The 12,179-nt window shown below is 57.9% G+C and carries 13 protein-coding genes and 1 pseudogene; 6 read left to right on the top strand and 8 right to left on the bottom strand.

The window, feature by feature from the left end; translation table 11 throughout:
- Positions 1-127 (top strand): annotated as a pseudogene (locus tag Q1J43_RS03670) (ISAs1 family transposase); the annotation flags it as partial.
- 329 nt (positions 128-456) lie between these two features.
- Positions 457-1,311: an RNA polymerase sigma factor RpoH gene (gene rpoH / locus Q1J43_RS03665; protein WP_301100993.1), complete on the top strand. Its 855-nt coding sequence runs from the start codon at positions 457-459 to the stop codon at positions 1,309-1,311.
- Positions 1,312-1,347: 36 nt separating this feature from the next.
- Here the strand turns inward: rpoH and Q1J43_RS03660 are convergent, their stop codons facing one another.
- Positions 1,348-1,821, bottom strand: coding sequence for an Lrp/AsnC family transcriptional regulator (locus Q1J43_RS03660; RefSeq protein ID WP_301100992.1), 474 nt, complete (start codon positions 1,819-1,821; stop codon positions 1,348-1,350).
- Between the two features lie 164 nt (positions 1,822-1,985).
- On the opposite strand from Q1J43_RS03660, the gene leuA reads away from it, so the two are divergent.
- A complete protein-coding gene (gene leuA, locus Q1J43_RS03655; RefSeq protein WP_301100991.1) occupies positions 1,986-3,674 on the top strand; it encodes a 2-isopropylmalate synthase in 1,689 nt (562 codons plus the stop codon).
- 165 nt (positions 3,675-3,839) lie between these two features.
- Here leuA and Q1J43_RS03650 read toward each other — a convergent pair whose 3' ends face one another.
- Positions 3,840-4,976, bottom strand: coding sequence for a PilT/PilU family type 4a pilus ATPase (locus Q1J43_RS03650; RefSeq protein ID WP_301100989.1), 1,137 nt, complete (start codon positions 4,974-4,976; stop codon positions 3,840-3,842).
- A 28-nt stretch (positions 4,977-5,004) separates the two neighbouring features.
- On the bottom strand, positions 5,005-6,051 hold the full coding sequence (locus tag Q1J43_RS03645) for a type IV pilus twitching motility protein PilT (RefSeq protein ID WP_301100988.1): 1,047 nt from the start codon (positions 6,049-6,051) through the stop codon (positions 5,005-5,007).
- Between the two features lie 70 nt (positions 6,052-6,121).
- On the opposite strand from Q1J43_RS03645, the gene Q1J43_RS03640 reads away from it, so the two are divergent.
- Genes Q1J43_RS03640 through Q1J43_RS03630 form a run of 3 tightly spaced genes read left to right on the top strand, consistent with a single transcriptional unit; the run spans position 6,122 to position 8,171 of the window.
- Entirely contained in the window at positions 6,122-6,820 is a 699-nt protein-coding gene (locus Q1J43_RS03640; RefSeq protein WP_301100987.1) for a YggS family pyridoxal phosphate-dependent enzyme, read from the top strand.
- Positions 6,817-7,629: a pyrroline-5-carboxylate reductase gene (gene proC / locus Q1J43_RS03635; RefSeq protein ID WP_301100986.1), complete on the top strand. Its 813-nt coding sequence runs from the start codon at positions 6,817-6,819 to the stop codon at positions 7,627-7,629. Before Q1J43_RS03640 ends, proC begins: the two co-directional genes overlap by 4 nt.
- Before the next feature lie 2 nt (positions 7,630-7,631).
- Entirely contained in the window at positions 7,632-8,171 is a 540-nt protein-coding gene (locus Q1J43_RS03630; protein ID WP_301100985.1) for a YggT family protein, read from the top strand.
- A 180-nt stretch (positions 8,172-8,351) separates the two neighbouring features.
- On the opposite strand, the gene Q1J43_RS03625 is transcribed toward Q1J43_RS03630, so the two are convergent.
- Genes Q1J43_RS03625 through Q1J43_RS03605 form a run of 5 tightly spaced genes read right to left on the bottom strand, consistent with a single transcriptional unit; the run spans position 8,352 to position 12,140 of the window.
- The gene (locus tag Q1J43_RS03625; RefSeq protein WP_301100984.1) at positions 8,352-9,599 is read right to left on the bottom strand and encodes a dihydroorotase; all 1,248 of its coding nucleotides are present in this window, start codon (positions 9,597-9,599) and stop codon (positions 8,352-8,354) included.
- Between the two features lie 24 nt (positions 9,600-9,623).
- Positions 9,624-10,613 carry an aspartate carbamoyltransferase catalytic subunit gene (locus Q1J43_RS03620; protein ID WP_301100983.1) on the bottom strand — a complete coding sequence of 330 codons (990 nt, stop codon included), beginning with the start codon at positions 10,611-10,613 and terminating at the stop codon, positions 9,624-9,626.
- Positions 10,606-11,112, bottom strand: a complete 507-nt coding sequence (gene pyrR / locus Q1J43_RS03615) for a bifunctional pyr operon transcriptional regulator/uracil phosphoribosyltransferase PyrR (RefSeq protein WP_301100982.1) — start codon at positions 11,110-11,112, stop codon at positions 10,606-10,608. Before pyrR ends, Q1J43_RS03620 begins: the two co-directional genes overlap by 8 nt.
- Positions 11,090-11,578, bottom strand: coding sequence for a Holliday junction resolvase RuvX (ruvX, locus tag Q1J43_RS03610; protein WP_301100981.1), 489 nt, complete (start codon positions 11,576-11,578; stop codon positions 11,090-11,092). The genes pyrR and ruvX overlap by 23 nt, the downstream gene beginning before the upstream one ends.
- Positions 11,571-12,140: a YqgE/AlgH family protein gene (locus Q1J43_RS03605; RefSeq protein WP_301100980.1), complete on the bottom strand. Its 570-nt coding sequence runs from the start codon at positions 12,138-12,140 to the stop codon at positions 11,571-11,573. Before Q1J43_RS03605 ends, ruvX begins: the two co-directional genes overlap by 8 nt.
- Positions 12,141-12,179 lie beyond the last annotated feature (39 nt).

Genomic DNA, 12,179 nt, shown 5'->3' with positions numbered 1-12,179 from the left:
TCGCCTCGTCCTCAATCTTTTCCGCCTCGACACCTCCAAGAAAAAAGGGGGTGTCTATACTCGTCGCATTCTCGCCGCTTCTTCCGATGCTTATCGCGCCAGTCTCCTCGGGTTAAAGGGAATTTGATGCAATTGCCCTGCCAAACAGCCCTGGAGCACCCGACATACTTGAGGTTGGCTCGCCCCAACAACGGCGCCAACTATTTCTGTGGCGCGGAGTACCCGCGCTTTTCTTTCTGCTTTTGTTAGCACGACCGCTCCTTGTTTTTTGCCAGTTCGATTTACAGGGTTGAGATCACAGATCCGGTCGCACGCTAGTTTTGCTTGTCTGCCGGAGTTTTCGACTTTAATTGTCTAGATTACAAACTGATACAACAAACCATCAACACATTTAGCACTCTCAGTGTCGGAGTGCTAAAATTCTGGGGAGACCTTGACAAGGAGGTGTAGGTACAAATGACGCAAGCTCTGGCTTTCCCGACAATTTCGGCTGTGGGCAATATCGATGCCTACATTCAGGCAGCGAGGCATTTTCCGATCCTGACCCAGGAGGATGAGTTCCGGCTGGCGACGCGTTTCCGCGAGGAGGAGGATGTGGAGGCGGCGCGCCAGTTGGTTCTTTCCCACCTGCGCTTGGTGATTTCGATTGCGCGTGGCTATCTGGGTTATGGTTTGCCGCATGCGGATCTGATCCAGGAGGGGAATATTGGTCTGATGAAGGCTGTCAAGCGCTTTGACCCGTCGCACGGTGTGCGTTTGGTGTCTTTTGCCATGCACTGGATCAAGGCGGAAATCCACGAGTACGTGCTGAAAAACTGGCGCATGGTCAGAATGGCGACGACAAAGGCGCAGCGCAAACTCTTCTTCAACCTGCGCAGCATGAAACCAGGCAGCGAAGCGCTGACACCGGCACAGGTTGCGGATATCTCGCATCAGTTGAGCGTCAAGCCGGAAGAAGTCGTTGAAATGGAAACACGTCTTTCCGGGCATGATCTGGCGTTTGAGTCAAACAGTGATGATGACGACGTCTTTGCTCCGATTGCCTACTTGCAGGACAACAGTAGCGAGCCGTCACGCGTTCTCGAATCGCGTGCGCGCGACCATCTGCACGGCGCTGGGCTGCAGGCGGCACTGGACAATCTTGACGGACGTAGCCGGCGTATTGTTGAAGCCCGCTGGCTGAGCGACGATCCGGCAACACTGCACGATCTGGCTACAGAATTCGGCGTTTCAGCCGAACGGATTCGTCAGATCGAAACCAAAGCCATGCAAAAAATGCGTTCCAGTTTGGCCCCGCTGCTTGCCAACTGAGTAGCGGATTCACCAGATTCCCCGGAATGGCCGGGCTTAAACCGGCAGTGCCGTCTTGTCGACCACCCGGCGCAGGACGAAGCTGGAATGCACGCCGGTTACGCCCTGGATGCGTGTGATGCGGTTGAGCAAGAGTTCCTGGAAGGCGTCCATATCTTTAACCACGACCTTGATCTGATAATCGGCGTCCTGGCCAGTAACCAGGAGGCATTCAAGCACCTCGGAGATTTGGCAGATGGCCTTCTCGAAGTGCTCAAAGCGTTCGGGTGTGTGCTTGTCCATCGAGATGTAGATCAGCGCCATCAGCGTGTACCCCAGTGCCTTGGCGTTTAGCAGGGCGCGATAAGCGATGACCACCCCCGCTTCCTCGAGCGCCCGCACTCGCCGTAAGCAGGGCGAAGGTGAGAGCCCGATACGGTCGGCCAGATCCTGATTACTGATGCGCCCGTCTTCTTGCAGCACCTGCAAGATCTTCCGGTCGAAGCGATCAATTTCAGCATTATTGCCCATTTTGAATCCTTAAAGACATATTATTTCTATTTATGCGTTTTTAAGGCAATTATATATCGTATCTGTCGATTAATAGACTACAAAACGCAAGCACCTGCCGCGCCGCATTGGGTAGTATTGACTCATCGTAAAAAGCCCATGCACCGAACTAGGAGTAGCCCATCATGTTGAAGAACCCTGCCACCAAATACTCGCCCTTTCCGCCGGTCAGGATAGCCGACCGTCAGTGGCCTGCCCGCACCATCACCACGGCACCCATCTGGATGAGCACTGACCTGCGTGACGGCAATCAGGCATTGTTCGAGCCGATGAACGCCGAGCGCAAGATGCGCATGTTCAAGACCCTGTGCGAGATCGGCTTCAAGGAAATCGAGGTTGCCTTCCCTTCGGCCTCGCAGACCGATTTCGATTTCGTGCGCAAGCTGATCGAAGGCCGGCATATTCCCGACGATGTGACAATAGAGGTACTGGCCCCAGCACGCGAGCAGTTTATCCGCCGCACCTTCGAGTCGCTCAGGGGCGCACGCCGCGCCATCGTTCATATCTACAACGCCACTTCCAAGCCTTTCCGCGAAATCGTCTTCGGCATGAGCAAGGACGAGGTAGTGACTATGGCCGTGTCAGCGGTCACCCTCGTTAAGCAACTTGCCCAGGAAAATCCGGATACCGAATGGGTGCTTGAGTACAGCCCCGAAAACTTTACCGCGACCGAACTCGACTTCGCGCTCGAGGTGTGCAACGCGGTGAGCGAAGCCTGGGGCGCAACACCGGACAACAAGATTATCCTCAATCTGCCAACCACGGTGGAAATGGCCACCCCCAACGTCTATGCCGATCAGATTGAATGGATGCATCGCCATCTGGCGCACCGAGACTCTTGCATCATCAGTCTACACCCACACAACGACCGGGGAACGGCGGTGGCCGCTGCCGAACTTGGCTTAATGGCCGGCGCTGACCGTGTCGAAGGCTGCCTTTTTGGCAATGGCGAACGCACCGGCAACGTTGATCTGGTAACCCTGGCGCTCAATCTCTACACCCAGGGAGTTGCGCCCAATCTCGACTTCTCAGACATCAACGCCATCGCGCGCCACTTCGAGCACTGCACACAGATGCCGATCCACCCGCGCCATCCCTACGTCGGCGACCTGGTGTTTACGGCCTTCTCCGGATCACATCAGGATGCGATCAAAAAGGGGTTTTCAGCGCAGGAGGTCGGTGCACAGTGGAATCTGCCCTACCTACCGATCGACCCGGCCGATCTTGGCCGCAGCTACGACTCGGTGATCCGCATCAATAGCCAGTCCGGCAAAGGCGGCATCGCCTACCTGCTTGAGACCGAATACGGTGTCGTTATGCCACGCCGGCTGCAGGTCGAATTCTCGGCCGAGGTTCAACGTTTCACCGATCAGCATGGTGGCGAGATGGAGGCTGCCGACATCTGGACGCTTTTTTCGAAAACCTATCTCGAAACTGGCGACCCCGTGCGCTACGTCAAGCATCACCTCTTCGAGGATGGTGCCACCCAGGGCATTCGCCTCACGCTGCAGATGAACGGTGAAACCCACGTTCTGACCGGCGAGGGCAACGGCCCGATTGATGCCGCTGTTCATGCCTTGCGCAAGCTCGGCATCACGCTACAGGTGCGCAGTTATGAAGAACGTTCGATGGGCAGCAGCCGCGAGGGCGGCGACGCCAAAGCCTGCGCTTTCATGGAAGTGACGCAGGTTGGCAGCGAACGCGAATGCTACGGTGTCGGCATGGACGCCAACATCGTCACCGCCTCGATCCAGGCGCTAATGAGCGGGGTCAACCGCCTCAGTGCTACCGGGAAGAACGTCAAGGCTGCCTGAGCATCTAGGGTGGCAGTACCAATGCAAAGAGAAACACCTCTTTTAACGCAGAGATCGCAGAGCCGCAGAGGACGCAGAGAGAAAATGAATTCTTGTCACGCCTGATTTTTTTCTGCGATCTTGGCGTCTTTGCTTTTTGCGCAGGGTTGAGGGGTCCGGGCACTGCTAGACGACTTCGAGATGGCCAATTCCCGAGTTAAGGTCTCTGTCCTTCGACTCCTTGCCGTAGAGCTTGATCTGCAAGCGCAGGTCATTGATCGAATCGGCGTTGCGCAGGGCATCCTCGTAGGTAATGCGCCCGCCCTCGTAGTGATCAAAGATCGCCTGGTCGAAGGTTTGCATCCCCAGTTCGCGTGACTTTTTCATGATCTCCTTGATCTCATGAACTTCGCCCTTGAAGATGAGATCGGAGATTAGCGGCGAGTTGAGCATGATCTCAATCGCCGCCACCCGGCCCTTGCCGTCCTTCTTGGAGAGCAGACGCTGGGAGACCAGCGCCCGCAGGTTGAGCGAAAGATCCATCAGCAACTGGTGACGCCGTTCTTCCGGGAAGAAGTTGATGATGCGGTCGATGGCCTGGTTCGAGCTGTTGGCATGCAGGGTGGCCAGGCAGAGGTGGCCGGTCTCGGCGAAGGCGACCGCGTGGTCCATCGTTTCTCGGTCGCGGATTTCGCCCATCAGGATGACATCGGGCGCCTGGCGCAAGGTGTTCTTCAGTGCAACCTCCCATGAGTCGGTGTCGACGCCGATTTCGCGTTGCGTGACGATACAGCCCCTGTGCTCGTGAATGAATTCGATCGGATCTTCAATGGTGATGATGTGGCCGTGGCTGTTTTTATTGCGGTGATCGACCAGTGCCGCCAGCGAGGTGGTTTTTCCGGTACCCGTGCCACCGACAAAGATGACCAAGCCGCGCTTGGTCATCGCAATATCCTTCAGTACGGGCGGCAAACCAAGTTCTTCAAGGGTCGGGATCGCCAAGTTGATGGTGCGGCAGATGACGGCCACCCGCCCTTGCTGGATCAGGGTATTGACCCGGAAGCGCCCGATCCCTGAAGGCGAGATAGCAAAGTTGCATTCCTTGGTGGTTTCGAATTCGGCGGCCTGCCGGTCGTTCATTATCGAGCGCGCCAGCTCAGCGGTGTGCGAAGAGGTCAGTATCTGGTTGGAAACCGGAGTCACCTTGCCATCTACTTTGATTGCCGGTGGGAAGTTGGCCGTAATAAAGAGGTCCGAACCATTTTTCTGCGACATCAGGCGCAGAAGATCGTGCATGAATTTTAGAGCCTGATCGCGTTCCATGAATAAACTACCTCTCTACGTGAATACCTTAGGCACCCTGGAAATTCTCTTTGTTGGCCGCCTTGCCGCGCGCCTCGGCCGATGAAACGACATTGCGGCGAACCAGATCGAGCAAATTCTGATCCAGAGTTTGCATGCCCAGTTGGGCCCCGGTCTGGATCGCAGAATACATCTGCGCTACCTTGTTTTCACGGATCAGGTTACGAATCGCCGGCGTGCCAATCATGATTTCATGTGCTGCCGTTCTCCCCGTGCCGTCCTTGGTCTTGAGCAGTGTTTGTGAAATGACGGCGCGTAGCGATTCGGACAGCATCGAGCGAACCATTTCCTTTTCGGCTGCCGGAAAAACATCGACGATACGGTCGATCGTCTTGGCCGCGCTCGAAGTGTGCAAGGTGCCAAAGACGAGGTGACCGGTTTCGGCACCGGAGAGCGCGAGGCGAATAGTTTCCAGATCGCGCATTTCGCCGACCAGGATGACATCCGGATCTTCGCGCAGTGCCGAGCGCAGCGCGTTGGCGAAGGATAGGGTGTGCGGTCCGACTTCGCGCTGGTTGATCAGGCACTTTTTGGATTCGTGCACGAACTCGATCGGATCCTCGACGGTGAGAATGTGCGCGTGTTCGTTCTCGTTAATGTGGTTGACCATCGCTGCCAGCGTCGTCGATTTGCCCGAACCGGTCGGGCCGGTGACCAGAACGATGCCACGTGGATACTCGGAAATATCCTTGAATATCTTTGGACAGTTCAGATCCTCGAGCGACATTATCTTGGAGGGAATGGTCCGGAAGACCGCCGCCGCGCCCCGGTTTTGGACAAAGGCATTGACACGGAAACGCGCCAGATTAGGTATCTCGAATGAAAAATCGCACTCGAGAACCTCCTCGTAATGCTTGCGCTGACCATCATTCATGATGTCGTAGACCATGGCATGCACGTCTTTATGCTCCATGGCGGGAAGGTTGATGCGGCGTACATCGCCATGTACGCGAATCATCGGTGGCAGGCCCGACGATAGGTGCAGGTCAGACGCCTTGTTTTTGACACTAAAGGCCAGCAGTTCGGTGATATCCATCGGGGTTCTCTTCCTCAGCGGGGGTAGAGGCACAGTGCTATACTTTGGCGCATCCGGGCAACGTCTGATTATGACTACAATTTCCGCTAAGCTGCAAGCCGTTATCGTGCGCATTGACGCCGCCGCCCGAAAGTTTGGACGAAACCCTGACGAGATAAGACTGCTCGCGGTCAGCAAGACCTGGCCGGCGACCTCGGTGCGCGAAGCGGCAACTGCGGGGCAGAAGGCTTTCGGTGAGAACTACGTGCAGGAGGGGCTGAAGAAGGCCGCCGAGTTGGTTGATCTCGCCGAGCTGGGGCTGGAGTGGCACTTCATCGGCCCCTTGCAAAGCAACAAGACGCGGCAGGTGGCAGGGTTCTTCGACTGGGTGCATTCGGTCGATCGTCTGCAGATCGCAGAACGGCTGGCCGAGCAGCGCCCCGACGGGCTGCCATCCTTGCAGGTTTGCCTGCAGGTCAATGTCAGCGGCGAAGCCTCGAAGAGCGGCGTGGCGGTGGCTGAAGTACCTTTTCTGGCGCGCCAGGTGGCATCGCTTCCGCGCCTGAAACTGCGGGGCTTGATGGCCATTCCGGCACCGGTGGACGACTTTGCGCAGCAGCGACAGGCATTTGCCCAACTGCGTGAGACGTATGAACAATTAAAAGGGGACGGCCTGTTGCTCGATACGCTGTCAATCGGCATGAGCCATGACCTTGAAGCGGCAATTGCCGAGGGTGCCACAATGGTACGTGTGGGCAGCGCAATTTTTGGTGAAAGAAACAGAACATGAAAATAACCTTCCTGGGCGGCGGCAATATGGCCAACGCACTGATCGGGGGCTTGCTCAATCATGGCTTTCCTGCAAGCGAGATAACCGTTATTGAAATCGACGAAAACAGTCGTGCGCGGCTTGAAAAAGACTACCGGGTGTGCTGTTACGCCGAGCCGGAGAGCGTTGCCCTGCAGAGTGACGTTTTGTTACTGGCGGTCAAACCGCAGCAGATGCGCACGGCCTGTGTGTCACTGCGCAAGCAGCTCAAACACCAACTGATCATCAGCATTGCCGCCGGCCTGCGCCTGGCCGATCTGTCGCGCTGGCTGGGCGGTTACGACAAACTGGTGCGCGCCATGCCCAATACCCCGGCGTTGATCAGTTCCGGCGTCACCGGCCTATTTGCCCTGCCCTCCGTCTCTGAGGCCGAACGACTCGGTGCCGAACGGGTATTGCAGGCCGTCGGCAGCACCTTGTGGGTCACCGACGAAGCCCAGATGAATGCCGTGACGGCCATTTCCGGCAGCGGTCCGGCCTATCTCTTTCTGTTCATTGAAGCCCTGCAGCAAGCCGCAATGGAGCTCGGTTTTACCGAGCGCCAAGCACGCCAGCTTTCAATTGAAACGACGCTGGGTGCGGCCAAGCTGGCGGCCCAGTCTGAAGAACCCGCTAGCGTGCTGCGTGAGCGGGTGACCTCAAAAGGCGGAACAACCGAGGCTGCACTGCTGAAGATGATCGAACACGGCTTCAAGGAGGGCATTGTCGCCGGCGCGTTGGCGGCCAATGCACGCGGTGGCGAGTTGGGCGAATTGCTCGGAGCGGATTGATCATGTTGATGCAAGCAGAACTGTTCCTGCTCGACACACTGATCGGCTTCTTCAGCGTCGCGCTGCTCCTGCGGTTTTACATGCAGGCTTTCCGTGTCTCATTCCGCAATCAGGTCGGCGCCTTTGTCGTGCAACTCACCAACTGGCTGGTCATGCCATTGCGCAAGCTGTTGCCGGGACTGTTCGGGCTCGACCTGGCCAGCCTGTTGCCGGCTTACCTGTTGCAGGTCCTGCTGTTGTTTGCGGTGTTTTCGTTGCGCGGCGGTCTGGAAATGATGGTCAGCGGCGATCTGGTCGCGCTAATGCTATGGCACGCGGTGCTGGCCACGCTGCGCATCAGCATTTACCTGCTGATCGGAGCGCTGTTTCTGCAGGCTATTCTTTCCTGGGTGAACCCGCACTCTGCGCTGGCTCTTCCGCTGGCGCAACTGACCCACACTTTCCTTTACCCGATCCGGCGTATCGTTCCGCCCATCGCCGCCATCGACCTCTCGCCGCTGATCGCCATACTGCTGGCGCAGCTCGTGCTCATCTTCCTGTAATGACTTTGGTACGTAAACCTCTTTCAACGCAGAGGGCGCAGAGGCGCAGAGATCGCAGAGAAAAAGCAAAGTCAAAGGATTCTGAAAAGAGAACTATCACCCGTTAATATCGAATTTCTCTCTGCGATCTCTGTGCCTCTGCGCCCTCTGCGTTGAGAGCGTTTACGCACTTTCCCAGATTCAAATTTCGAAAACAACGCGTCCGCCGACCAAGGTGGTGTGCACCCGTCCGGCCATTTCGTAGCCCATGAACGGCGTGTTTTTGCCCTGGCTGTGCAGGACTTCCGGGGTAAGCACCCAGGGTTCGGCCGGGTCAAAGATGCAGACATCGGCCGGGCGACCAATCTCCAGCGAACCGCTTTCGATGCCGAGGATCGCGGCCGGATCGCAGGTGACTCTGGCTAGCGCGGCAAGCAGCGGAAGATTTGTCTCCTCTGCCCATTTCAGAAGCAATGGCAGCAGCAGTTCAAGGCCGGTGGCTCCGGGCAGGGCTTCAGCAAAGGGCAATTGCTTGCCATCGGCATCGACCGGCGTGTGGTCCGAACAGATGGCAGCCAGTCCTTCGGCGGCGGCGACACGCAACGCATCGCGGTCACTGCCCGTGCGCAGTGGTGGATCGAAACGTGCTTGGCTGTCGAAGTAGCCGATATCCACTTCGGACAGATGCAGGTGGTGAATAGCCACGTCACAACTGACCTTGATGCCATTGTGCTTGGCCGCACGGACCAGGGCGACGCCGGGCGCCGAAGACAGCCGCGCCAGGTGCAGACGGGCCCCGGTTTCCTGCGCCAGGTGCAGGGCGGTGGCGATGGCGACCGTTTCGGCGCATACCGGAATGCCGGCCAGGCCCAATCGGGAGGCCACCTCGCCGTCATGCGCGACGCCGTCGCGCGCCAAATAATGATCCTGTGGACGAAGACGGATTGCATAATCAAAGGTGGCGGCGTATTGCATGGCGCGCAGTAGGACCTGGGTATCGAAGATCGGTTGCTTGGCCTGCGAGAAGGCGATGCAACCGGCGCGCGTCAGGCTGATCATTTCTGACAGTTTTTCGCCGGCCAGTTGCTGGGTTAGTGCGCCAATCGGGAAGACGCGCGCCAGGCCGAGGGTTTCACTGCGCCGGACCAAGCGTTCAACCAGTCCCGGCTCATCGAGTGGCGGCTTGGTGTCGGGCGGGCAAGCGACGGCCGTGACGCCGCCGGCAACCGCCGCCGTGAGTTCCGATTCGAGGCTGGCTAGCCGTGCTGACAGGTCAACTAGTCCCGGGCAGATAATCATGCCGTTGGCATCGATGGTCCGCTGCGGCGTAAAGTTCGCCGGGGGCTGGCCAAGGGCGGCGACACGACCGTTGGCGAGATACAAATCGGTCTTGGCGTCGATGCCCATTTTCGGGTCGATCAGCCGGCCATTGATGATTTGAATTTGCATAATGTTCGCTTCGTCGTGCATCGCCTAGTTCCCCGCCAGAATGCTCATGACCGCCATCCGCACCGCAATGCCGAAGGTCACCTGCGGCAGGATCACTGCCTGTGGACCATCAGCGACCCTGGAGTCGATTTCAACGCCGCGATTCATCGGCCCTGGATGCATCACGATGGCGTCCGGTTTGGCCAGCGCCAGCATTGCCGGCGTCAGTCCGTAGCACTGGAAGTATTCGCGTGCCGAGGGCAGCAGGGTTCCATTCATGCGCTCGTTCTGCAGGCGCAGCATGATGACCACGTCGCAATCGCACAATCCGTCCTGCAGGCTGTGGCAAACCTGCACGCCCATGCGCTCAATGGCCGCCGGTAGCAGCGTTTGCGGGCCGACGGCACGGACTTCGGCAACGCCGAGCGTGGTCAGTGCGTGAATATCCGAACGTGCAACCCGCGAATGGAGAATGTCACCGACAATGGCCACCCGCAGACTGGAAAAATCCTTCTTGTAATGGCGGATCGCGTACATGTCGAGCAGGCCCTGCGTTGGGTGTGCGTGTCGTCCATCGCCAGCGTTGACCACATGCACATCGGAACGGCCAATGCGGCGCAGGTGATCGACAATCAGGTAAGGCGCGCCGGAAGCGGCGTGGCGGACGACGAACATGTCGGCGTGCATGGCCACCAGATTGTCGATGGTGTCGAGTAGGGTTTCGCCCTTGGCCGTCGAGGAGCGCGCTACATCGAGATTGATGACGTCGGCCGAAAGACGTTTGGCGGCGATCTCGAATGTGGTTCGGGTGCGCGTTGAATTCTCGAAAAAGAGGTTGAAGACACTCTTGCCCCGCAGCAGCGGGACTTTTTTGACGTCGCGGTCCGAAACTTCAAGGAAGCTCGACGCGATATCGAGAATATTCGTCAGAGCCTCACGCGGCAGGCCATCAATCGACAGCAGGTGAGTCAGTTCACCATCGGCGTTGAGTTGCGGATTGTGATGCAGAGGATAGGTCTGCGCCGGATTAGTCATGATCGGCACGCCTCCATTGCAGTCGCCCGGCGGCATCGGGTTCGAGCACAATCTCTTCAGTCAGGTCCAGTTCAGGATGCCAGGTGCAGAACTGGGCACAGATCGGCAACTCACGTCCGCCACGGTCGGCGAGCACGGCAAGTTTGATGCAGGCCGGACGACCGTAGTCGAACAGCTCGTTGATTGCGGCGCGCGTCGTGCGCCCGGTGTAGAGTACGTCATCGACGAGAATCAGCGACTTGCCTTCCACGTCAAAGGGGATCGAGGTCGGCTTGATCTGCGGATGCAAGCCCTTGGCGCCAAAGTCATCGCGGTAGAAGGAAACGTCGATCAGGCCGATTTTACCGCCAAGACCGAGCAGTTCATTTAGGCGCCGGGCAATCCAGGCGCCGCCACTGTGAATCCCCACGAGCAGGGTGTTGGCCTGTAGCTGTGGGCGGATAAGTTCAGCCAGCTCGGCGCATTGCGCTTCGGCATCAGGTAGCTTGGTCAGTGGCATGTGTATCCTTGGCGTCTTGAAAAAAGTATTTGGAATGGCGTTCGAAGAAGCACTGCAGGATGATCTGGGCGGCCAGCGCGTCGACGTGCTCCCTGGCACCTTGCCCGTGCTGGCCGTTTTCGCGCAGCCGTTCCTCGGCTTCGACCGAAGTCAGGCGTTCTTCGGCGTAATCGACGGGAAGGCCGAAACGGCCGCGCAACTGGTTGGCGAAACGGGTACAACGCGCTGTCATGGCGTGCGCGCCACCGTCAAGCGTTAGCGGCAGACCAACGACCAAGCTGAACGGTTGCCATTCACTGATTAGCGCACTGATGGCGGCGAAGCGTTGGTCATTGACCTCGCTGCGAATCGTTGTTAGCGGGTGCGCCTGACCAAGTGCCGACTCGCCAACGGCGACGCCAATGCGCCTTTCCCCGAAGTCAAAAGCCAGAATCGTCCCGCTTTGGCGTTTGCCGGGCTCAAGCATGCCCGGCCTGTCCTGCAAGATTGATGAAATCGACGCCGAGCATCTCCATCGCCGACGACAGTCGTTCCTCGTAAGGCAAATCGAAGAGGATGAAAGGCTTGGCCGGTACGGTCAACCAGGCATTTTGCGCCAGTTCGTGTTCGAGCTGGCCGGCACCCCAGCCGGAATAACCGAGTGAAACCATGATCTCATGCGGCTGCCCATCGCGCGCAACGGCCTGCAACACATCACGCGAACTGGTCAGTCCGACGCTCTGGTTGACCGCCAGCGTCGATTGCCAGGCGCCCACCGGCCGGTGTAGAACAAAGCCACGATCGGTCTGTACCGGCCCGCCAAAAAAGACTGGTAGATTGGCCAGGTTAATGGACTCTGCGGACGCGAAAGGCACGTCGATTTTTTCGAAGAGGGTCGCCAGATTCATGTTGATCGGGCGGTTAACAATGATGCCCAGCGCACCCTGGTCGTTATGCTCAGCGATGTAAATCAGCGATTTTGAAAAATATGGGTCGTCCATGGCCGGCATGGCGATGAGAAAATGATCAGTCAAGTTGACGCTTTCCATAACACCCCTATTCTAATCGCCGATGGTGACTGATACAAA

The sequence above is a fragment of the Propionivibrio sp. genome (assembly GCF_029255185.1).
Classification (GTDB): Bacteria; Pseudomonadota; Gammaproteobacteria; order Burkholderiales; family Rhodocyclaceae; genus Propionivibrio.
Note: the sequence above shows the minus strand (reverse complement) of the source record. Positions and strands in the feature narration are given on the sequence as shown.